Here is a 23,335-nt window from a genome sequence, read left to right as displayed (position 1 = left end):
TGCTTGACGACGTCGCCGTCGGCGTCCTGCCGGAACGCCGCGTCCTTGTACTGCCAGTCGGCGAGGCTGCGCTCGATGGTCCAGACTCCAGCGGAGTTCGCCTCCGTGGTCAGGTTGTGGCGGGCGTTGCTGGGGTCGAAGCCGGCCGGGTTGAAGGTCACGGTCGCGCCGGGGGTCGCCGTGCCGGTGAAGCGCTGCGGCCCTGGTGTGAACGTGCCCGCCTGGTGGGAGGTGAGCGTGAGGTCACGCGAAGCAGTGTCCTCGTCGGCGGTGAACGCGATGTTCCGCATCACCGACGTGCGGCCGTCGGCGGTGGTCTGGGTGAACGTCAGGTCGTACCCGGCCGTGCTGGTCAGGTCGGCGGAGGCCTTCCACGTCCCCACGCCGGAGCGCGCACCGGCGACCGGCGTCTTGAAGAGTTCACGGCCGCGCTGGTCGGTGGCGGTGATCGTCGCGCCGGCCTCGGCCGTGCCCTCGAACGCGCGAGCGCCGGGCGTGTACGTGTTCTCGTCCTTGACGCCGTCGACCTGCAGGAGACGGGGGAGGGCCACGCGCTCCGACAAGGAGGAGAACCCCTGCCCGTCGAACCCGACGTTGGCGATCTCGAGCTGCTTGCCGGTCTCCTGAGCACGGATGACGTAGCTCCAGATCTCCTTGCGCGGAATGCCGGCGATGACGCGGTCGCCGTCGAGGATCCAGAGCGCCGCGGCGCCGTCCGGTTCGCCGACGACCTGGACGCGGCCATCGGTGTGGACGTACACGGAGCTCAGCGTCGGCTTCGGCACCGAGGCGTCGGTGGGGAGCTGCGCCAGCGGGGCTGCGGTGCGGCTCGAGGGCGTGCCGTCGGCGGCCTTCGCGACGACGTAGACCGTCGATCCGAGGCGGTCCTGGGGGATCCGGGCGACGTAGCCGGTCTCCTCGAGCGTCGCGTCGGCGATCGTCGCGCCGGCCGTGTCCTGGACGGCGACCGAGGCGACCGAGTCGTCGTACTTGCCGGTCAGCACGAAGGAGCCGTCGAGCCGCCGTTCGGTCGTCTGCAGCGTGGGTGCAGTCGGCGCGTCCGATGCCGCCGGGGAGAACCGCACGTCGCGGAGCTCGTTCGTCCGGCCGTCGGTCGTCGTCTGCGTGAGGGTGATCACGTGGTCGGAGTCGGAGAGGTCGGCATCGGCGTTCCAGGTGCCGGTCCCGTTGCGTGCCCCGCTGACCTCGGTCGTGAACAGGGTGGCGCCCGACGTGGAGTCCTTCGCGACGACGGTGGCGCCGGCGGTTGCACTGCCGGAGAAGTGGGTGGTGCCTGGCGTGAACGTGTTCTGCTCCTGCAGCCCGTCGACACGGATCATCAGGGGCATGGCGATGCGCTCGGTGCGGGTCCGCGAGCCGTCCGCGGCGGTGTGGACACGGATGACCTCGAGCCCGAGGTCCTTGTGGCGGTCCTGCACGTTCAGGAAGAACGCGCCGCCCGCGGGTGAGTGGTCGAGGACCTCGTCGCCGGCGAGCAGCCAGACCGCGTCACGCCCGGCGTCACCGGCGACGATCCGTGCGCCGTGGAGCGTGCTCCAGTCCTGGAGGAAACGGGGCGCGCTCAGCCCCGGGTCCACCGTGATCGCGTCGAGGTCGTGGGCCGCGGCGGTCGAGGCATGCGTCGCGAGGGTGGACGGCGCAGCGGTCGCGGCGGCGGGCGTCAGCAAGCCGAAGCCGAGGGAGGCGGTGAGGACGCTGCAGACGACGGCAGCGCGACGGAACGGGGAGGGTGCCATGTGAGGACTCCTTTGACAGGGATTGACAGTCTATTGACATGTAACATTCCGCATCTGGCCACATATCGGGTGCGATCCTCACCGCGTCACGTCAGCCGCCGGGTACGCTGACGCGGTGCCAGACTTCGCCGACCTCTTCCGCCGACGCGACGACGACGCGCCCGACCTCATCGCGATCGACGGCACCGACCGCTTCCTCCTCGATGAAGCACCGCACGTGCACGGCGACGCGCTCCGCCAGCCCGGCGAGGTCGCTGTGGTCGACGATCGGTACGGGGTGCTGACGCTCGGTCTCATCACGCAGTACGGCGCGAGCGACATCCGGGTCGTGCAGGACTCCTTGGTGGGCGAGCGGGCGCTCGAGGCCAACGCCGGCACGTTCGGGCTGCGGGGGTTCCACCACCCTGACTCGTTCGAGGACGCCTTCCGCGACGTCCGGCTGGTGGTGCTCCGTTTGTCGAAGTCGCACGACCGACTGGACGAGATCGCCCGCGCCGTCGCCCGGTTCGCGGCGCCCGACGTGGTGCTGCTCTGCGGTGGCAACGTGAAGTTCATGCACGTGACGCAGAACGACGTGCTGCGGCGGTCGTTCGGCGAGGTCACGGCATCGCGTGGTCGGGGCAAGTCGCGCCTGCTCATCGCGCAGGACCCACTGCAGGCACAGGCCAACCGTGCCGCGACGACGAATCCCTGGCCCCGGTCGGTGCACGTCGACGACCTCGGCATGACCCTGGTCGCCCACGGCGGCGTGTTCGCCGGGACGTCGCTCGACCACGGCACCCGGGTGCTGCTCGAGGCGATGGACGCTGCGGTGCCGTCGGCGCGCACCGTGGTGGACCTCGGCTCCGGCAACGGGGTCATCGCGGCAGCGATCGCGCTGCGCCGCCCGAACGTCCGCGTGATCGCCACCGACGTCTCGCGCATCGCGGTCGAGTCGACGGGCGCCACCGCCGAGGCCAACGGTGTCGCCGACCGGGTGACGGCGGTCCGGACCGACGCCGGCGACGAGCTCGCGGCGGGGTCCGCACAACTGGTGCTGTGCAACCCGCCGTTCCACGCGGACACCACGGTGACCACGGACGCCGCCGAGGCAATGTTCCGGAACGCGGCCACGATCCTCCAGTCCGGCGGTGAACTGTGGTGCGTCTGGAACTCGCACCTGCGGTACCGGCCGTCCTTGGAGCGCGCGGTGGGACCGACGCGTCAGGTCCTCCGGACGGACCGGTTCACCGTGACTGCCTCGCGCCGCACGTAGCGGGCGGGGCTGCCCGGTCGGCGCTCACCCCACAATGCGCGTCGCGACCCCGTCGACCGTGCCCGCGACGACGTAGCCGAGCCCACTGGACCCGGCCGGAGCCCCGGGGCCGACCCGGACGAGCGGTGACCAACGGATCAGGGTGCCGGACGGCAGGTCGATCGCGACCGGATCCAGCGTGGCGGTGAGCACGGTGCCCGAGTCGTTCGTGGAGAGCCCTCCGAGGTCCAAGCGGGTCTCGGGCGTCCAGGAACCGTTCGGACGACGGATCTCGGCGATCAGGGTGGTCTGGCCGGGAGCGAAGGTCGTCGCGGACGGAGCGTTCAGGGTCACCGAAGCGCTGAGCTGTTCGATCGACCGCGTGGTCGCGAGTCGCGCTTCGACACGCGTGTCCACGCGGCGGGACAGCGCCACCGAGGCAGCCGCGCTCGGGACGATCGGATCAGCGGCCATCGGCTCGAAGCGACCGTCCGTGATCCGGTAGCGCTGCACCGTGGCGGCGTCCGCCGGCTGGAGCGCGCTGTCGGCCCACCGATCGAGGCGTGAGCGTGCTTCAGCGTGGCGCACCTCGAGTACCTGACCGTCCTCGTACGCCTGCGCGAAGCCGGACGCCAGGGCGTGGGCCGTCTCGTTGCCGCGGACCGACCACGTGCCGATCTGCTCCCGGCGGTCCGCGCTGCGGAGTGTGAAGCCGACGTACTCGTTGCCGCCCCACGAGGCGTGCGCGTTGTACGTCGTCCCGGCGAAGAGCCGCAGGACGCGCTCCCTCGGGTCCGTGACCAGACGCATGACGTTCCGCTCGGCGAGCCCGTCGAAGGAGAACATGTTCCCGGGGGTCACGGTGACCGGGCGGGTCAGGACCTCGCGGATGCCCAGGCTGTTCCGGAGCGCCACGAGCAGCGTTCCGGTCCCCGTCGCGGTTGCCGAGACGAGTTGCCCGGCGTACTCGGGCACGCCGTGGCCGTCCGTGTTCTGCAGGTCGGTGACCTCGGGTGTCTGGTCGAGGCGCTGTTGTCCCACCACGACCGACGGCTGGTCTCCGGTGATGCGGCCGACCGGGACGGCGTACGGGGCGAGGTCGTGGTCGAGGCGGTCCGTCGCCGACGTCCGGTTCTCCCAGATGTGGGTGGTGAGCGGCGGGAGCTCGGCGAGTGCGGCCGAGGTCTCCGCGGAGAGCGGGAATCCCCACTCGGCGAAGAACGGGCGGAGGTCGCGGTCGGCGATCGTCGCGGCCGTCCGCGCGAACAGCTGGTGCTTCGAGTCGCCGTTGTCCGGCGTGCTGACCTCGCCGAGCGCGAGGCCGGTCCGGAGGGCCTGGTTCAGCCGGGGGTAGAAGTGCTCGCCGAAGCTCCGACGGAGCTGGTCGAACGTGAGGATCTTCACCCAGCCGTCCTGGGAGTGGTAGGCCCGCTCGTCGAGCGGCTTCGCGAAGTACGCGGCGACCGCGGACGCGCTCTGGCGGTCGAGTCGGTTCTCGCCGCTGATCGCGTGCTGGACGTCGAGCACGGAGGTGTTGACGACGACCTCTCCCATGCCCGCCCAGTTGTACGCGGGCGTCTGGTACGTGTGGCCGACCTCGTGCCAGAAGCCCCACATGTCACCCGGTGCCGCTGCGAGCAACTCCGATGCGGCGCCGCTGCTCCGCGGCATCGTGATCCGGTCGTGCCCGGCGCTCGCGTAGGCACCACCGGTGTCGGGCATCGTGATGTGCAGGCGCTGCGGGGACTTGCGTGCGAGCCCGACGGCGTCGTCGAGGAGGCCGAAGTGCGCGTTGGTGAGTCCGACGACACGGTCCCAGAGCTCGACCCGGCCGGAGAGGTCTCGCGGAATCCGTGAGAACGCGCCGTTCGGTGGCTCCGAGAACGTCCGCGCACCGATGATCGTGACGAAGGCCGCGTCGTCGTTCTCGCCCATGTCGCTCGCGAACTCGTCGTCAGAGGTCGTGCCGAGGATGAAGGTGGGCAGCGCCGCTCCGCCCCGGACCGTCACCTCGTGCGAGCCGGACGGGGACCGGTCGATCAGGTACACGAGCCCGTCCACGGGGGCGGTCACCGTGGTGGTCCCCGCGGTGACCGGGAAGGTCTTGATGCCGACCGCCGAGCCCCCGTTGTGCGCGGCGTAGTTGCCGTACAGGCCGATGCCGACGTGCATCGCCGGCGCACCGGCAGGCAGGGTCACCTCGACCTCGGTGCCCTTCGGTGCGAAGCGGGAAGCGGGCTGCAGGTCGCTGTGCCGGTAGCTGCGGCCCTCGCGCCGGCGCTCCGTCTCGGCGTCGCCCTGGCCCCGGACCAGCACGGTCGTCGCGAGGTCGTCGTCCGTGTGCACGATCGAGGCCCTGCCTGCCGGGGCCGTCGAGGACGAGGAGGGTGTCGGAGCCGATGCTGCCCCGACGGCGGTGATCCCACCGCCGACGATCGTGCCCGCGACGACGAGGACAGTGGTGAGGACGCGTGAGGACAGGATCGAATAGCGCATGAAATAAGAATATCAAATACGGGCCGGCCGAAGCGCGAAAGAGGGCGGCCGCGCGCTGCGCGACCGCCCTCCGACGAACTCCTGACTACGCCGGCACGTAGTCGAACGTGTCGGGGTCCGGGCCGGTGCGGTGGCCCTTGTCGAGTGCGGTGATGTCCGTCATGTCCTCGTCGGAGAGCTCGAAGTCGAAGATCGCGAAGTTCTCCTCGACCCGGGCGCGGGTGACGGACTTCGGGAACACGATGTCGCCGCGCTGGATGTGCCAGCGGAGGACGACCTGCGCCGGAGACTTGCCGACCGACGCGGCGATGCGGGTGATGGTCTCGTCGTCGAGGACGAGGCCCTGCGCGATCGGGGACCACGCCTCGGTCGCGATGCCGAGCTCGCGGTTCACGGCGCGGAGGTCGTCCTGCACGAGGTACGGGTGCACCTCGATCTGGTTGACGGACGGCGGGACGTCGGTCTCGGCCCGCAGGCGGTGCAGGTGGTGTGCCTGGAAGTTCGAGACACCGATCGAGCGGGCGGTGCCGGCGTGGTACAGCTCCTCGAGGGCCTTCCACGTCGGGACGAAGTCCGACACGGTGGGCAGCGGCCAGTGGATGAGGAACAGGTCGGTGTAGCCGCCGAGCAGGTCGGCCGACTTCTTGCCGTTCTCCAGCGCAGCCTCGGGGTCGTGGAAGCCGTTGTTGAGCTTCGAGGTGACGAAGATCTCCTCGCGCGGGATGCCGGACGAAGCGATGGCCTCACCGACCTCCTTCTCGTTGCCGTACATCTCGGCGGTGTCGATGTGGCGGTAGCCGACCTCGAGCGCAGCCAGCGTGGCGGCCTTCGTCTCGGAGGGGTCGATCTGGAAGACACCGAAGCCGAGCTGCGGGATGGTCTTGCCGTCGTTCAGGGTGATGTTCGGAACGGTCATGGTGTCATGCAACCAAACGCCCCTCAGCGCCCATTCCGCCAACGCCCAGGAACGGCGACCCCGGGCGCGCCGTTCACGCGAGCGCTGCCGTGATGTACGCCTGCAGGGCCTGCCCGTACGCGATCGCCGGCACCTCGGACGCGAAGCTGCGGTCGGCCCCGCCGATCGTCGCCGTCACCGTGAAGACCACGCGGCCGCCGACCTGCACCCGCGTCAGGCCGATGAACGAGGGCCCGAGCAGTTCGCGCAGTTGGTCCTCGCGGGGCAGCCAGAGCGACTCGGTGGCGGTGACCGAGTCGAGCGCCCACTCGGTGGTCCCGTTGAAGCCGAGGATCGTGCCGGTGGGGGAGTCGTGCCGCTCGACGGTCATCTCGGACACCGTGTAGACGTCGTCGTCGATGCCCGGCTTGTCGATCACGAACCGGTCCCCGGTCTCGGGGTGCCAGCGGAGGCCGGCGTCGCGGAGGGACCGGGCGAGTTCGACGGTGATCACGTTCCCACCTTGCCCGCGTGACCCGCCCCTGTCACCACCTAGGTTGCCGAAAGCATCCCGTACTAGCATCGCCGAGCACCCCTCGCGCGAGCGCAACCCGTTCGCGCGCGCGACGTGACGACGCCCGGGCAACCGGCACCGCGCCTCCGGACCGTCAAGACCGGTCGTGGGGCGGGCCGCCGGCCGGCGTCCCGACCGAGGCTGACGGACACCCTGCCGCCGAAGAGAAGGACCCGCATGACCCTCGACCGCGAGGAACTCCGCGACGACTGGACCGTGACCATGGCCGGAGGGACCGGTGCACCGGACGGTGTCGCCGGCCGCACCATCCCGGCGACGGTGCCGGGCCAGGTGCACACCGACCTGGAGCGGGAGGGCCTGTTGCCGGACCCGACGTTCGACCGGAACGAGCAGGCCGCGAAGTGGGTCGGCCGTGCCGACTGGGCCTACCGGCGCACGGTCGACGTCGACCCGCGCGGCCACGAGCGCGTCGACCTGGTGTGCGACGGCCTGGACACCGTCGCGGAGCTCAGCCTGGACGGCGTCGTCGTGGGCACGACCCGCAACATGCACCGCCGGTACCGGTTCGACGCACGGGTACAGACCGGCTCGGGCGGCGCCACGAAGGACCTCGAGATCCTGTTCGAGTCGCCGTACCGCGAGGCCGGCCGGGTCGCCGCGAAGGCCGGCAGCATGCCCGGTCCGTACGACGAGCCGTTCCCGTACATCCGCAAGATGGCCTCGAACTTCGGGTGGGACTGGGGCCTCACGGCGGTCACGAGCGGTCCCTGGCGGCCGGTCGCGATCGAGCGCTGGTCGACCGCGCGCCTGCGCGAGGTCCGCCCGCTCGTCGACGTCGAGGCCGGCGAGGGCGTGCTCGACACGCACATCACCGTCGAGCGCTCGGGCATGAACGACCTGGACCAGGACGGCGAGGACGACGACCTCGTGCTCGTCGTCACCGTCAGCGGCGAGACCGAGGACGGCGGCACCACACGCCAGCGGTCCCGCGCGCAGCTGACCCCGAAGGACGACGAGACGGTCGTGACCGTGCGTGTCCCCGAAGCGCGGCGCTGGTGGCCGCGCGGGTACGGCGCGCAGGCGCAGTACGACGTCGTGGTCGAACTGCAGACCGTCGACGGCGAGGTGCTCGACCGCGACACGTTCCGTACCGGTTTCCGGTCCACGCGCATCGACACCCAGGTCGACGGCATCGGCCGTCCCTTCGCCGTCCACGTCAACGGCACCCTCGTCGACGTCCGCGGCGTCAACTGGATCCCGGACGACGTCATCGTCTCGCGCGTCGACCGTGCCCGGCTCGAGTCCCGGCTGGGCGCCGCTGCATCGCTGGGCACGAACCTCGTGCGTGTCTGGGGCGGCGGGGTGTACGAATCGCGCGACTTCTACGAGGTCTGCGACGAGCTCGGACTGCTCGTCTGGCAGGACTTCCCGTTCGCGTGCTCGGCCTACCCGGAGGTCGAGCCGATCCGCAGCGAGGTCATCGCCGAGGCGCGGGACAACGTCGCCCGGCTCGCCCGCCACCCTTCGCTGGTGGTGTGGAACGGCAACAACGAGAACATCTGGCTGCACGACGCCGACGGCTGGGGTGCGGAGCTGGGTGACCGGGGCTGGGGCCTCGACTACTACCTCGACCTGCTGCCGACCATCGTCGACGCGGTCGACCCGTCGCGCTTCTACACGGTGGCCTCGCCGTGGTCCGGCTCCGAGTCGCTCCCCGCGAACGAGGTCGACCACGAGACGCACCACTCGTGGGACGCCTGGAACCGGTTGCCCGACACCGCCTACCGCGAGTCGGTGCCGCGGTTCGTGTCCGAGTTCGGCTGGCAGGCGCCGCCCGCCTGGCGGACGCTGCGCGAGGCGGTCACGGACGCGCCCCTGCGGGTCGACTCGCCCGGTGTGGTCCACCACCAGAAGGCGGCCGACGGGATGGCCAAGCTGGCCCGCGGGCTGGAGCCGCGCTTCGGCACGGTCGACCCGGCCGCCTTCGACGCGTGGCACTACCTGACCCAGCTGCAGCAGGCGCGGGCGATCGCGACCGGCATCGAGCACTGGCGCACGCACTGGCCGCGCAACACCGGCGTCGTCGTGTGGCAGCTGAACGACCTGTGGCCGGTGGCGTCGTGGTCGGCGATCGACTCGGCGGGGCGGCTGAAGCCGCTCGCGCACGAGCTGCGCCGGCTGTACGACGACGTGCTGCTGACGATCCGTCCGGTGTCGTCGGTCTCGGTGACGCCGGGTGCGGCCGGTACCGCGGGTGCGTCGGGTGCGGAGCGGACTGGAGGCCCGGATCACCCGGGTGGGTCGGCTGCGGTCGGTGAGACGGCCGACCTGGGCGAGCTCGCGGACACGCTCTCGCTGGGTGTCTCGCCCGGCGCGTTCGGGTCCTCGCCCGTCGAGGTCGCCGTGCGGTCGACGCGCGGTGGGCACGACAGTGTCGTGCGGGTGCGCCGGATCACCACGGCCGGCACGATCCTGGCCGAGGTGTCGCTGCCGGTCCGGCTGTCGGCCGCCGGCGTCGCCGTGGTGGCCCTGCCCGAGTCGGTCGGTGTCGTCGACGACCCGACGAACGAGCTCATCGTCGCGGACATGGACTGGCGCCGCGCGGTCTGGACTCCTGGCCCTGACGCTGCGATCCGCTGGGAGCCCGCCCGCTACCGGACCTCGTTCGCGGTGGTCGACGGTGGCCTGGACCTGACGGTCGAAGCCGATTCGCTCGTGCGCGACCTGCTGGTGCAGCCGGACCGGGTCGCCGACGGCGGCACGGTCGATCGCGGGTTCATGACGCTGCTGCCCGGCGAGCGTGTGGTGTTCCGGCTCGGTGGCGTGACCGAAGCGGACATCCCGGCACTGCGAGCGGAGCCGGTCCTCTGGAGTCTGGACCGTGCCCTCGCCTGTTGATATGCAAAATAGTGAAGTGATATATTCGGTCTCGCGCCGCTCGTTGTCGTGACCTGAGCGACTCCGGCGTCCGATCGGCCTCCTCGTCGACCGGTCGACAGGAGGTCTCACATGTCGCTGGCCATGCGCCCACCCACCGGAGCGGTCCCGACCGTGCTGCACCCGACCGTTCTGCACCCGACCGCGCTCGTGTCTTCGCAGGCCGGGGCCACCGGGGCCACCGCGTCGCACCGGACGGTCGCTCCCGCGGGGGCGAGTCGAGGGTTCGTCCCCGCGGTCACGTTGCTCGACCTCCTGCTGCTGCTCGCCGCGTTCGTCATCGCCCACGTCGTGCGGTTCCCCTGGGAACTCGCATCCGTCCGACCGCGGTCGGGCTGGTTCGAGTTCGTCGTGGCCCCCGCCATCGTCGTGGTCTGGATGCTCCTGCTCTCGGTGTTCCGCACCCGCGACCCCCGGATCGCCGGCATCGGCGGCGACGAGTACCGCCGTCTGGTCACCGCGAGCCTCGTCGCGGTCGCAGGAGTCGCCGTCGTGGCCTACGCAGCCCAGCTTGACCTGGCTCGCGGGTACGTCGCGATCGCGTTCCCGTTGGGGCTCGCGTTCCTGGCGCTCGGCCGCAAGGGTGTCCGGACGGTACTCGCCCGGAGCCGTGCCAGAGGTGAGCACCTGCAGGACGTCCTGATCGTCGGTGACGCCGAGGACGTCCGGTACGTGGGCACACGGATCGCCTCGGCGCCGAGCGCCGGGTACCGAGTGCGGGCCGTCGTGACGGACTGTGCCCCGGTCGGGGCCGAGGTCGACCTGGGGGTGGCCACGGCTCCGGTCGTCGGCGGCATCGAGGACGTGCTCGCGCACGCTCGGATCGAGGGCGTTTCGGCCGTCGTCGTCGCGGGTGCCGTCCGCGGTGGGCACGCGCGCCTCCGTCGACTCGGGTGGCAGCTCGAGGAGCACGGCGTCGAGCTCGTGGTGTCCTCGCCCCTGGCCGACATCGCCGCCGGGCGGGTGCACGAGCGTCCCGTGGACGGGTTGCCGCTCATGCACGTCGAGACGCCCGACTACCGCCGCCGCGCGGGCAAGCGGACGCTCGACGTCGTCGGCGCCGCGCTCGGCCTGACGCTGCTCTCCCCCGTCCTCGCCGTGGTCGCGCTGGCGATCCGCGCCGACGACGGCGGGCCGGTCTTCTTCCGGCAGGTCCGCGTCGGTCGCGGTGGAGCGGAGTTCCCGATCCTGAAGTTCCGGACGATGTGTGTCGACGCCGAGGCGCGCATGGCTGCCCTGCAGTCCGAGAACGAGGGCGCCGGTCCGCTGTTCAAGATGAAGGACGACCCGCGGGTGACCCGGGTCGGAGCGTTCCTGCGACGCACCTCGCTCGACGAACTGCCGCAGCTGTGGAACGTGCTCACCGGTTCGATGAGCCTGGTCGGCCCACGGCCCGCCCTGCCGCGTGAGGTCGCGCTGTACGAGGACTTCGCGGACCGTCGACTCCTCGTCACCCCGGGGATCACCGGCCTGTGGCAGGTCAGCGGCCGTTCGGACCTCGACTGGGCCGAAGGGGTGCGCCTCGACCTGCACTACGTCGAGAACTGGTCGTTCCTGCACGACCTCGTGATCCTCGCCCGCACCGTCCCGTCGGTGCTGCGGTCCCGCGGCGCGTACTGAGCGCTGCAAATCCCTGTGCGAACGGTGTCCGTTCCGGGGCCCGGCCTGGGCATCCAGGGGCGGGGGAGTTACGATGGACGCACACGGACTTCCGCCGCGTGGGTCGACGACGATCACCGGACGGCGACCAGTTCCAGAACAAGGAGTCATGATGCTCGGAAACCTCGGCGGCATTCACCTGCTGATCATCCTCGGGATCGTCATCCTGCTGTTCGGCGCGACCAAGCTCCCGGCGCTCGCCAAGGGCCTCGGCCAGTCGATCAACATCTTCAAGAAGGAGATGTCCGACGACGAGAAGAAGGCCCAGGCCAACGGCACGGCGCCGGACGGCACGGTGCACAACAGCACCGTCCAGAACGCTCCCGCCGAGCCCACCGCCGGTCCGGTCCTGAACCCGGGGCCGAGCGCGCAGCCGAACACCGACTCCCAGCGTTAGGACACCCAGCCCCGTCCTGTCGGCAGCCCCCGCGACCACATCGGTCGCGGGGGCTTCGTCGTCCGGGATCGACCGCCGGGCACCCCGTGCCGCAGGATGAGCACATGACCGCTCCCGTTCCCGTTCCGGACCCCGTGCCGCACGGAGTCGCGCCGCTCCGGGACGACCGACGCATCGTGCTGGTGGTGGCGATCCTGGCGTCGTTCGTCGTCGGGCTCGACTCGAGCGTCGTGAACGTCGCACTCCCCGCGATCCGGCAGGAGCTCGGCGGCGGACTCGTCGTGCAGCAGTGGGTCGTCGACGCCTACCTCGTGACGCTCGGCTCGCTCATCCTGGTCGCCGGCAGCCTGTCCGACCTGTTCGGCCGGGTCCGGATCATCACGTGGGGGCTCGTGGTCTTCGGCATCGCCTCGGTGGCGTGCGCGATCGCCCCGACCGGCGAGGTGCTCATCGTCGCCCGGGCGCTGCAGGGCGTGGGTGGGGCGCTCGTCATGCCGAGTGCGCTCGCCCTGATCGTGGCGGCGTTCCGCGGGGCGGCGCAGGCGAAGGCGATCGGGACCTGGACGGCGTGGTCGAGCGCCGCGACCATCGTCGGGCCCGTGGTCGGCGGGTTGGTGGTGGACGGCATCGGGTGGCGATGGATCTTCGTGCTGACCGCGGTGCCGATCGCCGTGACGATCCCGTTGGTCCTGCGCATCACGGGCGACGTGCACCCCGCCGTCCGCCCGCGCATCGACGTGGTCGGTGCCGTACTCGCCGTCGGCGGGGTCGGCGGTGTCGTGCTCGGGCTGATCGAGCAGGAGCGGCTCGGGTGGGGCACACCGGTGGTGGTCGCCGCGCTCGTCCTCGGTGCCGCGGCGCTCGCAGCGTTCGTGCCGTGGGAGCTGCGGGTGACGCGGACGACGGGGTCGCCGCTGGTGCCGCTCGAACTGTTCCGGGAGCGGAACTTCACGGTCGGCAACCTGGCGACGCTGTCCATCTACGGTGCGCTCGGCATGGTGTTCTTCGTCGTCACCCTGTTCCTGCAGGAGGTCTGGCGGTTCCCGGCCTGGCTCGCCGGCCTCGCGACGCTGCCCCCGACGATCATGCTGCTCGCGCTCTCCACCGCAGTCGGGACGTTCGCCGGTCGGTTCGGCCCGCGGTGGTTCATGGCCGCCGGGCCGGCGGTCGGTGCCGTCGGTGCGCTCCTGCTGCTGCTCGCCGGCGACGACCCGAACGGGTACTGGTGGTCGGTGTTCCCCGGGCTGGTGCTGATCGGCGTGGGCATCGCGCTGATGGTCACGCCCCTGACGAGCGCGGTGCTCGGGTCGGTGCCGCAGTCCGAGGCCGGCGCTGGATCGGCCGTGAACAACGCGGTCGCGCGGATCGCCGGACTCGTCACGGTGGCACTGGCCGGCGTGGTGCTCGGCGGCGAGGTCAGCGTCGATGGGCTGCACCGGGCCATGGTGGTGATGGCGCTCCTGTTGCTGGCTGGTGCCGTCGTCTGCGCCGTCGGAATCCGGAATACGTCCGCGCGGACGTAAGTTGAGTGGAGTAGACTCAACTACAGGACCACCGCAACGAAAGGACGGAACGCATGGCGAACCTCCAGGGCGCTCCTGACTCCCAAGAACGACAGAAGACCGCCCTCGAGCAGTACGGCATCGACCTCACGGCGATCGCCCGCAGCGGCAAGCTCGACCCCGTGATCGGACGTGACTCCGAGATCCGGCGCGTCTCCCAGGTGCTCACGCGCCGCACCAAGAACAACCCCGTGCTCATCGGTGAGCCCGGCGTCGGCAAGACCGCCGTCGTCGAAGGGCTCGCGCAGCGCATCGTCGCCGGGGACGTCGCCGACTCCCTCAAGGACAAGCGGCTCATCTCGCTCGACATCTCCGCTCTGATCGCCGGCGCCAAGTACCGCGGCGAGTTCGAGGAGCGGCTCAAGTCCGTGCTCAAGGAGATCAACGACTCCGACGGCCAGGTCATCACCTTCATCGACGAGCTGCACACCCTGATGGGCGCCGGTGGTGGCGAGGGGTCCGTCGCGGCGTCGAACATGCTCAAGCCGATGCTCGCCCGCGGTGAGCTCCGGCTGATCGGCGCGACGACCCTCGACGAGTACCGCGAGTACATCGAGAAGGACGCCGCGCTCGAGCGACGCTTCCAGCAGGTCTACGTGGGTGAGCCCAGCGTCGAGGACGCCGTGGCGATCCTCCGCGGGCTCAAGGAGCGCTACGAGGCGCACCACAAGGTGACGATCAACGACTCCGCACTGGTCGCCGCCGCGAGTCTGTCGAACCGGTACATCTCCGGCCGCCAGCTGCCCGACAAGGCCATCGACCTGATCGACGAGGCCGCGAGCCGGCTCCGCATGGAGATCGACTCGAGCCCGGTCGAGATCGACGAGCTGAAGCGGAACGTCGACCGCCTGCGCGTCGAGGAGTTCGCGCTCAAGCAGGAGAAGGACGACGCTTCGAAGGCCCGCCTCGAGACCCTGCGCAACGAGCTGCACACGCGTGAGGAACGGCTGGCCGAGCTCGAGCAGCGCTGGCAGGCCGAGCGCGCGAGCCTGAACCGCATCGGTGAGCTCAAGCAGCAGCTGGACGACCTGAACATGCGGTCGCAGCGGGCCCAGCGCGAGGCCGACTACGAACTCGTCTCCCGGTTGGAGTACGGCGAGAAGCCCCGGATCGAGGCCGAGCTCGCCGCCGCCGAACAGGCCGAGAGTGCCGACCGGATGGTGAACGACAGCGTCACCGACGAGGACATCGCCGCCGTCATCGCGCAGTGGACGGGCATCCCGCTCGGCCGACTGCTGCAGGGCGAGACCGAGAAGCTGCTGCACCTGGAGAGCGAACTCGGCCGCCGGATCATCGGGCAGCGCACCGCCGTGACGACCGTTTCCGAGGCCGTCCGTCGTACCCGCGCCGGCATCTCCGACCCGGACCGTCCGACCGGTTCGTTCCTGTTCCTCGGCCCGACGGGCGTCGGCAAGACCGAGCTGGCCAAGGCGCTCGCCGAGTTCCTGTTCGACGACGAGAAGGCCCTCGTCCGCATCGACATGAGCGAGTACGGCGAGAAGCACTCCGTGGCCCGCCTGATCGGTGCCCCGCCCGGGTACGTCGGGTACGAGGCCGGTGGACAGCTGACCGAGGCCGTCCGCCGCCGCCCGTACTCGGTGATCCTGCTCGACGAGATCGAGAAGGCGCACCCCGAGGTCTTCGACGTGCTGCTCCAGGTGCTCGACGACGGCCGCCTGACCGACGGCCAGGGGCGCACGGTCGACTTCCGGAACACGATCCTCGTGCTGACGTCGAACCTCGGGTCGCAGTTCATGACGGACCTGTCCCTGAGCGATGCGCAGCGGGACGAGGCGGTCCGTGAGCTCGTGCAGCAGGCGTTCCGACCCGAGTTCATCAACCGGCTCGACGACATCGTGGTGTTCCAGGCCCTGACGGCCGACGACCTCGGGCAGATCGTGTCGCTCTACGTCGACCGGCTCGCCCGCCGCCTGACGGACCGTCGGCTCGAGCTCGCGGTCACGCCACAGGCACGCAGCTGGCTCGCGGAGCGCGGGTACGACCCGCTGTACGGCGCGCGGCCCCTGCGTCGTCTGATGCAGCGGCAGATCGACGACAAGCTGGCACGCGCGATCCTGTCGGGTGACGTCCGCGACGGCGACACCGTCCGCGTCGACGTCGCCGCAGACGGCGACGGCGACGGCCTGACGGTCGAGCCCTTCGAGCTGGCCGAGATCGTCGAGGAGTAGCCCACGACGACGGACGGGAGGCCCGTCACCGGTTCCTGGGACCGGTGACGGGCCCGTCGTCTAGCGTCCAGGGCATGCCAGAGATCCGCGCGATCCGTCGCCTCACCGACGCCGTCGAGCACGCGAGCGTGCTCGACAAGGCCGTCGACGTCGACCGTGCCGTCGTGAACGCCCTCGCCAAGCCGAAGGCCCTGCGCCAGCTGCTCCACGGTGTGCCGTTCGGCCACCCGATCCACCCGCTCATGGTCCAGGTGCCGCTCGGCGCCTGGATCTCCGCCGCGGTGCTCGACCTGCTCGGCGGGAAGGGCAACGCGAAGGCTGCCAAGACCCTGGTCGGCGTCGGGGTCGTCTCCGCGGGCAGCGCCTCGGTCGCCGGGTACGTCGACTGGTCCGAGCTGAACCGCGAGCAGCTCCGCACCGGATGGGTGCACCAGGCCGTGAACTGGACCGGCCTGTCGCTGTACGGCCTGTCGTGGCTGCAGCGGAAGCGGGGCAACCACGGCGCCGGCAAACTGCTCGGCTTCGCGGGTCTCGCCGTCGTCAGCATCGGCGGGTACCTCGGCGGGCACCTGTCCTACCGGCAGCGTGCCGGCGTGAGCGACCACGGCGAGGTCCCGTACGACGCGTGACCCCGCTCACAGCTTGCACAGAGGTACGTCACGTGTGATGTATCGGTGCGCGTACTCGTGGTGGACGACGAACGGTCCCTCGCCGACCTCATCGCGACGGGCCTGACCCGTCAGGACATGGCGGTGGACGTCGCCCACCGGGGCGACGACGCCAACGAGCTGCTCTGTGTGAACGACTACGACGTGGTCGTGCTGGACCGTGACGTGCCGGGTCTGCACGGCGACGAGGTCGCCCGGCGGCTCAACGCCCGCGGTGCGATGACCCGGGTCCTGATGCTGACGGCGGCGACGACCCTGGCGGATCGGGTCCACGGACTCGAACTCGGCGCGGACGACTACCTGACGAAGCCGTTCGAGTACCCCGAGCTCGTCGCCCGGGTCCGCGCGCTCGGCCGACGGAGTGTCGCGCCCGTCGCTCCCGTGCTCGAACGCGCGGGGCTCGTCGTCGACACGAACCGCCGGATGGCCATGCGCGACGGGCGGCCGCTCGACCTCACGTCGAAGGAGCTCGGGGTGCTCGAAGCACTACTCCGCGCCGACGGCCGCGTCGTGCCGGCGGAGGAGCTGCTCGAGAAGGTCTGGGACATGAACGTCGACCCGTTCACCGCGGCGGTCCGTGTCACGATGTCGAAGCTCCGGCGGAAGCTCGGGTGCCCCGACCCGATCCGGACGGTGCCCGGGCAGGGCTACGCGCTGTGAGCAGGTGGTCGCGCGGCTGGAGCATCCGGACCCGGACCGCCGTCACCTTCGCCGTCGCCGCGATGGCGCTGGCGACCGGGGTCGTCGTGTTCAGCAACGTGATGTCGCTGGCGGGTGTCGGTGCCGGCCTCGACAACGCAGCGGTCCGGCGGGCCGTCCCCTCGGAGGGCGGCGCCTCGGCCGTACCCCGGCCCGTCGCACCGGGCGACGGCACGGCCGTGGCGGTGATCCAGCTCGTCGCGGCGCAGCAGTGGCAGTGGTCGGCGGTCGGGATCGGCGGCGCAGGGCTGACAGCCGGGGGCATCGGGTGGCTCGTCAGCCGTCGGGTGCTCCGACCGATCGACCGGATCACGGCGACCGCGAACCGGATCTCGGCCTCGAACCTGCACGAGCGGATCGCGCTCGACGGCCCCGACGACGAGCTCCGGCGACTCGCACGCACCGTCGACGATCTGCTGGAGCGACTCGAGACCGCCTTCGAGAGTCAGCGGCGGTTCGTCGCGCAGGCGTCGCACGAACTCCGCACCCCGCTCGCCGTGCAGCGCGCCGCCGTGCAGATCGGGCTGCACGACGACGCCGACCGTCAGGACGTCCGGGCCGTCCGCGAGGAACTGCTCGAGCAGAACCGGCGGACCGAACGGCTGGTCGAGTCGCTGCTCGTGCTCGCCGAGGCGGATCGCGGGTTGGCGGGCACGACGCGGGCCGTCGATCTCGTGGAGGTGACCGACGCGCTGACGGCGGCGGTGTCCGGGACGGCGGCCGAGGCGGAGGTGACCGTGACCCACGAGCGCCGCGCCGGGCCTGGCGGTCTGGTCGTCACGGGAGAACCGACGCTGCTGCGCCAGCTGCTCGGCAACCTGGTCGGCAACGCCGTCGAGTACAACGAACCCGGCGGGTTCGTCCGCGTCACCACGTCGGCTGACGGGTTCGTCGTCGAGAACTCGGGGCCGATCGTGCCGGCGAGGGACGCGCCCCTGCTGGTCGAGCCGTTCCGCCGCGGCGCGTCCGCCACCGGTGCGGGGCGGCACAGCGGGCTCGGGCTGTCCATCGTCGCCGCGATCGTGCAGGCGCACGGATGGCGGCTGGTGATCACGGCGCGGCCGGTCGGCGGACTCGTCGTCCGGGTCGGTGTTTCGTCGGTGTGACCCGGCGGGCACGCGGCCCGAAACAGTCGGTGCGCTGTCCTGGGGACATGGACATCACGAAGACCATCCGACGGAACCGATCCCTGCTCGCCGTGGCCACCGCGGTCGTGCTCCTGCCCGCCGTGCTCACGGGGTGCTCGAGCGGTGGTCCGGGCGGCGGACCCACCGACACGACCGGCACCGCGGCGGCCGGCGTCACGCTCGCCGAGTGCATGCGCGACCGCGGGTACGACATGCCGGATCCCGGGAACGGCGGGCCCACCGTGCAGCTGAGCGCGCCGGACGGCGTCGACGAGGAGCAGTACCGCGATGACCTGACGGGGTGTCTCGACGACGCCGCGGGAGCGGGGGAAGCGGATGCTGCGAAGCCCGCGCCCGGGATGGCCGGGAAGGCACTCGAGGCCGCCGCCTGCATCCGGGAGCACGGGTTCTCCGACTACCCGGACGACGAGGAGGGCTGGATCGCCTACCAGCCCGAGGACGAGGCCGCCTTCGACGAGGTCGCCCGGTCCTGCGACGACCGGGTGTTCGGCTCGAGCGGCCAGGGCTCGAGCGGCCAGGGCTCGGGCTCGAGTGGAGAGGACGCTGACTCGTGACGACGAGTGTGCGGCGACGGGCGGTCCTCGCGGCCGTGACCGTGCTGACCGTGATCGCCGTCGGCACCGGTGTCTGGGCGGTCGTCGGTGTGTCGACCGGCGCCCCGGCCTCGGCGGACGCCAGCGCCGGTGCGTCCCCGGCGACGACGGCCACGGCGACCGTGACCGAGGGCGACCTCGTCGACTCGAAGGTCTTCGCGGGGACACTCGGGTACGGGGCGGCTGTCGGGGTGCCCGGCGCCGCGACCGGCACGCTCACCTGGCTGCCGCGGCCCGGTGCCGTGATCGAGCGTGACGGCTCCCTGTACGCGGTGGACGAGCGTGCCGTGCGCTCGATGTACGGCACGGTGCCGCTGTGGCGCACGCTCGAGCGCGGGCGGACGGGCACCGACGTGCGGCAGCTCAACGAGAACCTGGCAGCGCTCGGGTACGACGTCGCCGTCGACGATGCGTTCGGACCGCGGACGGAGCGCGCCGTACGGCAGTGGCAGGTGGACCGCGGGCACGAGACCACCGGGGTGCTGACGGCCGACGACGTCGTCTTCGTGGACGGCCCGGTTCGGGTGGCGGCGGTCGACGGACGGCTCGGGCAGACGGTCGGGGGCGGCGCGGGTGCGTCGGCCGGTGCGGTCGGGCAGCCGGCCGGCTCCGGCACGGGCGCAGCCGAGGACGTGCTGCAGGTCACGAGCACGAAGCGGATCGTGCGCGTCACGGTGTCCCAGCGCGACGCGGAACGACTGTCGGTCGGCACGGTGGTGGACGTGCGGGTCAACGGTGCGGGGGCATCGATGGCCGGCGAGGTCCTCGACGTGCAACCGGACACGGAGGACGACGGCGGCACGAAGGCCGACGTGTCGATCGGGTTCGAGGCGGGCGACCGGAGGCTGCCGGCGGCCGCGTCCGCGCAGGTGGACGCGAAGGGCGCCACCGAGCGGCACGTGCTCTCCGTCCCGGTCGCCGCACTCGTCGCCGGGGCCCGCGGGACCTACGCGGTCGACGTGGTGCAGCGCGACGGCACCACGAAGCGCGTTCGGGTCGAGCCCGGCTTCACGGCTGACGGCCGGGTGGCGATCACCGGTGCCGTCGCGGCGGGCGACCGGGTGGTGGTTCCCCGATGACCGAGGAGACCGGTGCCGATGCCGTGCTCTCGCTCCACGAGGTGACGAAGGTCCACGGCGACGTCCACGCCCTGCGCGGGGTGTCGCTCGAGGTCGGCGCCGGGGAACTCGTCGCCGTCGTCGGACCGTCGGGCTCGGGCAAGTCGACGATGCTCAACGTGATCGGCACGCTCGACCGGCCGACCTCGGGCACCGTCACGATCGCGGGCAACGACGTCGCCGCGATGTCGGACGACGCGCTCTCGCAGCTCCGGGCCGACCACATCGGCTTCGTCTTCCAGCACTTCCACCTGCAGGCCGGTGCGACCGCGGCCGAGAACGTCGCCGACGGCCTGCTGTACACGGGTGTGGCGCGACGCGAGCGGCACCGGCGCGCGGTCCGTGCGCTCACGAGCGTCGGGCTCGGTGAACGCGTCGACCACCGGCCGCACGAGCTGTCGGGCGGCGAGAAGCAACGGGTCGCCATCGCCCGAGCGATCGTCGGGGACCCCACGATCCTGCTCGCCGACGAGCCGACCGGGGCACTCGACACGGTGTCCGGCGCCGCGGTCGTGGAACTCCTGCGGGAGCGCAACGCAGCGGGCACGACGGTGGTCGTCATCACGCACGACCTGGACCTCGCCGCGTCGCTGCCCCGCCAGGTCCGTATGCGGGACGGCCGGATCGAGCACGAGGGCGCCCGGTGAGCCGGCGACGGTCCGTCGGCGCGGTCGACCTGCTCCGCCTCGGGGTGTTCGGGTTGCGGACCCGCCCGGGCCGCGTCGTGCTGTCGGCGCTGGGCATCGCGATCGGCATCGCCGCGATGATCGCGGTGGTCGGCATCTCGTCGTCCAGCAAGGCGAAGGTCGACCAGGTGCTCGACGCCCTCGGCACGAACGTGCTGACGGCGACCCCGGCGCAGGGCTTCGGGGAACCGGTCCCGTTGCCGTCCACCGCCCTCGAGTCGGTGCTGCGACAGGACGACGTCGAGTCGGCCGCTGCGGTCGGCACGGTGCCGGACACCGGGGTGTACCGGAACCCGTACGTCCCGGCGCCGCAGACGAAGGGCATCGGGGTGCTCGCCGCGTGGGGTGACCTCCCGGAGGTCCTCGGCGGTGAGCTCGCCGCTGGTCGGTGGATCGACGACGCGGTCGGGGCCCCGCCGCAGGTCGTGCTCGGGTCACAGGCTGCGGCGGTGCTCGGCACGGAGGACCTGCGGCCGGACAGCCGGGTCTGGATCGGTGGACAGTGGGTGCAGGTGGTCGGGGTGCTCGAGCCCGTCGCGCTCGCCGAGGACCTCGATTCGCGGGTCTTCGTCCCGCGCGGGTTCGCCGAGCGGCTCGGCTTCGACGGTGCGCCGACCGCGGTGTCCACCCGGGTCGACCCGGCGCACGTCGAACGGTCGCGGGACCGGCTCGCCGGGGCCATCCGTCCGGGTGCCCCGCAGGACGTCGGGGTGACGCGACCCTCGGACGCGTTGGCCGCGAAGAACGCGACCGACGACTCCTTCACCGGGCTGCTCGTCGGCATCGGTGGCGTGGCGCTGCTGGTCGGTGGGATCGGGGTGGCGAACACGATGGTGATCACCGTCCTGGAGCGTCGAGCCGAGGTCGGCGTCCGCCGTGCCCTCGGTGCCCGTCGTCGGAGCATCCGTGACCAGTTCCTGGTCGAGTCGTTGCTGCTGTCGTTCCTCGGCGGGGTGGCCGGCGTGGTGATCGGCGTCGGCGTGACGGTGGTGTTCGCGGTGACGCAGGGCTGGCCGGTCGCGTTGCCGGTGTGGGCCGTCCTCGGGGGACTCGGCGCGACGGTGGTGATCGGCGGGGTGTCCGGGCTCTACCCGGCGGCACGCGCGGCGCGGATCCCGCCGACGTCCGCCCTGGCGGCCGTCTGACGCGTGCGGTGAACGCGCGCACGGGAGGCCCGGTGCCGGCCCGGCGGACCGACACCGGGCCTCCAGGCGGTGGCTCGCATCCGCCGGACGCGAGTCGCAGATCATGCCTGGTCATGACCACCTGGTCAAGCATCTGCGTCGATCTGTTCGACATCCGTGATGCCCCGGAAACACGCGGATCGAAAGACGTCACAGGGACCGATCCAACGGTTGACAAGGTGCCCCCGAGGGTCTTCTATTGCCGAATACGCAACGTCCTTTCATAAAGGTCGGACCAAGGGAGTCATCGTGACACGCACGCGTTTCGCCGCACTCGGTGCGCTCGCCCTCGCAGGCGCGCTCACCCTCACTGGGTGCTCCGCCGGGAGCAACGCCGCTTCCGACGGCGGCACGAAGTCCATCGGCACGCCCGATGGCGAGGGCAAGACCATCACCGTCTGGATGATGAACGGCGACCTGAGCGACGAGGTGCTCGACGCCGCCGGCAAGCAGTTCACCGCCGACACCGGGGCGAAGGTGACGATCCAGACGCAGCAGTGGGACGGGATCACCACCAAGCTCACCACGGCGCTCGCGCAGAGCGACGCCCCCGACGTCGTCGACCTCGGCAACACGCAGGTGCCCGTCTACGCGGCCGCCGGTGGGCTGACCGACCTGACGCCGTACCGCGACGAGCTCAAGGACGGCCAGACCTGGCTCACCGGGCTCGAGGGGCCGGCCACCGTCGACGGCAAGCTCTACGGCGCACCGCTGTTCGCCGGCAACCGGGCCGTCATCTACGACAAGCAGGTCTGGAAGGACGCCGGTGTGACCGACGTGCCGACCACCTACGACGAGCTCACCGCCGACCTCGACAAGGTCAAGGCGGCCAACCCGGCGAGCGACTTCTCCGCCTTCTACATGCCCGGGCAGTACTGGTACGGCGGGCTGCAGTGGGTCTGGGACGCCGGCGGCGAGATCGCCACGGACAAGGGCGGCAAGTGGACCGGCACGCTCGACTCCGCGGACGCGGTGAAGGGGCTGACCGCTTGGAAGGACTTCCAGAACGCGTACTCGGCGAAGTCCACCCAGGACATCAACACCGACAAGCCCTCGCAGAGCGACGTCTTCGCGCAGGGGAACACCTCGGCGTTCCTCGGGTCTGCATGGGAGATCGGCTCGATCACCACGGCGAAGCCGGAGCTCGCCGACCGCATCGGCACGTTCCCGATGCCGTCGTCGACGGCGGGGAAGACGCAGCCGGTGTTCCTCGGCGGCTCGGACCTCGGCATCCCTGCGAAGGCGAAGAACCAGGAGCTCGCGCTCTACTACCTGAAGATCCTGACCTCGAAGGAGTTCCAGCAGGACCAGGTGTTCGGGGTCGACGGCTGGGAGCCGAACTCGACCGAGCTGCTCGATGCCGTTGCCGCCGACGTCGACGAGCTGCACAAGCCGTACTTCGAGGCGGCCGGCACGAGCCGACCGACCCCGGCCACCCCGGGCTGGGCCACCATCGAGGGCGATGCGTCGTTCCAGTCGATGTTCGCCGACGTCGCCACCGGTCGGAAGTCGCCGGAGCAGGCCGCCGAGGGCTTCTCGAAGCACCTCACGACCGCGCTGAACGCGCAGCCGTAGGCG

The 23,335-nt window shown here is 71.4% G+C and carries 18 protein-coding genes; 14 read left to right on the top strand and 4 right to left on the bottom strand.

Features of this window, described 5'->3' with window-relative positions:
• On the bottom strand, window positions 1-1,757 hold a 1,757-nt coding region (locus KK097_RS05140), incomplete at its 3' end, for a hypothetical protein (protein ID WP_214543920.1).
• A 115-nt stretch (window positions 1,758-1,872) separates the two neighbouring features.
• On the opposite strand from KK097_RS05140, the gene KK097_RS18600 reads away from it, so the two are divergent.
• The gene (locus tag KK097_RS18600; protein WP_214543919.1) at window positions 1,873-3,012 is read left to right on the top strand and encodes a class I SAM-dependent methyltransferase; all 1,140 of its coding nucleotides are present in this window, start codon (window positions 1,873-1,875) and stop codon (window positions 3,010-3,012) included.
• A 24-nt stretch (window positions 3,013-3,036) separates the two neighbouring features.
• On the opposite strand, the gene KK097_RS05130 is transcribed toward KK097_RS18600, so the two are convergent.
• From KK097_RS05130 to KK097_RS05120, 3 genes are all read right to left on the bottom strand, one after another.
• Window positions 3,037-5,487 (bottom strand): M60 family metallopeptidase, encoded by a 2,451-nt coding sequence (locus tag KK097_RS05130; protein ID WP_214543918.1) that lies wholly within the window; start codon window positions 5,485-5,487, stop codon window positions 3,037-3,039.
• Window positions 5,488-5,572: 85 nt separating this feature from the next.
• Entirely contained in the window at window positions 5,573-6,403 is an 831-nt protein-coding gene (locus tag KK097_RS05125; RefSeq protein WP_214528808.1) for an aldo/keto reductase, read from the bottom strand.
• 73 nt (window positions 6,404-6,476) lie between these two features.
• Entirely contained in the window at window positions 6,477-6,896 is a 420-nt protein-coding gene (locus tag KK097_RS05120; RefSeq protein WP_027464885.1) for a hypothetical protein, read from the bottom strand.
• A gap of 237 nt (window positions 6,897-7,133) precedes the next feature.
• Here KK097_RS05120 and KK097_RS05115 point away from each other — a divergent pair, with 237 nt between their 5' ends.
• The 13 genes from KK097_RS05115 (at window position 7,134) to KK097_RS05055 (ending at window position 23,332) form a co-directional block, all read left to right on the top strand.
• The gene (locus tag KK097_RS05115; RefSeq protein WP_214543917.1) at window positions 7,134-9,815 is read left to right on the top strand and encodes a glycoside hydrolase family 2 protein; all 2,682 of its coding nucleotides are present in this window, start codon (window positions 7,134-7,136) and stop codon (window positions 9,813-9,815) included.
• Between the two features lie 111 nt (window positions 9,816-9,926).
• Complete coding sequence (locus tag KK097_RS05110) at window positions 9,927-11,474, top strand: sugar transferase (protein ID WP_214543916.1); 1,548 nt, start codon at window positions 9,927-9,929, stop codon at window positions 11,472-11,474.
• A gap of 148 nt (window positions 11,475-11,622) precedes the next feature.
• Complete coding sequence (tatA, locus tag KK097_RS05105; RefSeq protein ID WP_307858793.1) at window positions 11,623-11,910, top strand: twin-arginine translocase TatA/TatE family subunit; 288 nt, start codon at window positions 11,623-11,625, stop codon at window positions 11,908-11,910.
• A gap of 104 nt (window positions 11,911-12,014) precedes the next feature.
• On the top strand, window positions 12,015-13,433 hold the full coding sequence (locus tag KK097_RS05100; RefSeq protein WP_214543915.1) for an MFS transporter: 1,419 nt from the start codon (window positions 12,015-12,017) through the stop codon (window positions 13,431-13,433).
• Window positions 13,434-13,486: 53 nt separating this feature from the next.
• Window positions 13,487-15,661 carry an ATP-dependent Clp protease ATP-binding subunit gene (locus tag KK097_RS05095; protein WP_214543914.1) on the top strand — a complete coding sequence of 725 codons (2,175 nt, stop codon included), beginning with the start codon at window positions 13,487-13,489 and terminating at the stop codon, window positions 15,659-15,661.
• Window positions 15,662-15,735: 74 nt separating this feature from the next.
• Window positions 15,736-16,290, top strand: coding sequence for a DUF2231 domain-containing protein (locus tag KK097_RS05090; protein ID WP_214543913.1), 555 nt, complete (start codon window positions 15,736-15,738; stop codon window positions 16,288-16,290).
• 45 nt (window positions 16,291-16,335) lie between these two features.
• Entirely contained in the window at window positions 16,336-16,989 is a 654-nt protein-coding gene (locus KK097_RS05085) for a response regulator transcription factor (protein ID WP_214543912.1), read from the top strand.
• Entirely contained in the window at window positions 16,986-18,134 is a 1,149-nt protein-coding gene (locus KK097_RS05080; protein ID WP_214543911.1) for a sensor histidine kinase, read from the top strand. The genes KK097_RS05085 and KK097_RS05080 overlap by 4 nt, the downstream gene beginning before the upstream one ends.
• Window positions 18,135-18,181: 47 nt before the next feature.
• On the top strand, window positions 18,182-18,730 hold the full coding sequence (locus tag KK097_RS05075) for a hypothetical protein (protein ID WP_214543910.1): 549 nt from the start codon (window positions 18,182-18,184) through the stop codon (window positions 18,728-18,730).
• Window positions 18,727-19,848 carry a peptidoglycan-binding protein gene (locus tag KK097_RS05070; RefSeq protein ID WP_214543909.1) on the top strand — a complete coding sequence of 374 codons (1,122 nt, stop codon included), beginning with the start codon at window positions 18,727-18,729 and terminating at the stop codon, window positions 19,846-19,848. The genes KK097_RS05075 and KK097_RS05070 overlap by 4 nt, the downstream gene beginning before the upstream one ends.
• On the top strand, window positions 19,845-20,534 hold the full coding sequence (locus KK097_RS05065) for an ABC transporter ATP-binding protein (protein ID WP_214543908.1): 690 nt from the start codon (window positions 19,845-19,847) through the stop codon (window positions 20,532-20,534). The genes KK097_RS05070 and KK097_RS05065 overlap by 4 nt, the downstream gene beginning before the upstream one ends.
• Complete coding sequence (locus tag KK097_RS05060; RefSeq protein ID WP_214528820.1) at window positions 20,531-21,718, top strand: ABC transporter permease; 1,188 nt, start codon at window positions 20,531-20,533, stop codon at window positions 21,716-21,718. Before KK097_RS05065 ends, KK097_RS05060 begins: the two co-directional genes overlap by 4 nt.
• Before the next feature lie 288 nt (window positions 21,719-22,006).
• Window positions 22,007-23,332 carry a sugar ABC transporter substrate-binding protein gene (locus KK097_RS05055; RefSeq protein ID WP_214543907.1) on the top strand — a complete coding sequence of 442 codons (1,326 nt, stop codon included), beginning with the start codon at window positions 22,007-22,009 and terminating at the stop codon, window positions 23,330-23,332.
• Window positions 23,333-23,335 lie beyond the last annotated feature (3 nt).

Origin of the sequence: Curtobacterium flaccumfaciens (assembly GCF_018598405.1) — a bacterium.
Classification (GTDB): Bacteria; Actinomycetota; Actinomycetes; order Actinomycetales; family Microbacteriaceae; genus Curtobacterium; species Curtobacterium aurantiacum.
The sequence above is the reverse complement of the archived record's forward strand: the minus strand, read 5'-3'. Positions and strand labels throughout refer to the sequence as shown.

Bases quoted from the DNA above. Each gene is read 5' to 3' on its own strand.
- KK097_RS05075 (WP_214543910.1), top strand. From the start codon at position 18,182: ATGGACATCACGAAGACCATCCGACGGAACCGATCCCTGCTCGCCGTG.
- KK097_RS05130 (WP_214543918.1), bottom strand. From the start codon at position 5,487: ATGCGCTATTCGATCCTGTCCTCACGCGTCCTCACCACTGTCCTCGTC.
- KK097_RS05115 (WP_214543917.1), top strand. From the start codon at position 7,134: ATGACCCTCGACCGCGAGGAACTCCGCGACGACTGGACCGTGACCATG.
- KK097_RS05125 (WP_214528808.1), bottom strand. From the start codon at position 6,403: ATGACCGTTCCGAACATCACCCTGAACGACGGCAAGACCATCCCGCAG.
- KK097_RS05065 (WP_214543908.1), top strand. From the start codon at position 19,845: ATGACCGAGGAGACCGGTGCCGATGCCGTGCTCTCGCTCCACGAGGTG.
- tatA (WP_307858793.1), top strand. From the start codon at position 11,623: ATGATGCTCGGAAACCTCGGCGGCATTCACCTGCTGATCATCCTCGGG.
- KK097_RS05110 (WP_214543916.1), top strand. From the start codon at position 9,927: ATGTCGCTGGCCATGCGCCCACCCACCGGAGCGGTCCCGACCGTGCTG.
- KK097_RS05100 (WP_214543915.1), top strand. From the start codon at position 12,015: ATGACCGCTCCCGTTCCCGTTCCGGACCCCGTGCCGCACGGAGTCGCG.
- KK097_RS05095 (WP_214543914.1), top strand. From the start codon at position 13,487: ATGGCGAACCTCCAGGGCGCTCCTGACTCCCAAGAACGACAGAAGACC.
- KK097_RS05090 (WP_214543913.1), top strand. From the start codon at position 15,736: ATGCCAGAGATCCGCGCGATCCGTCGCCTCACCGACGCCGTCGAGCAC.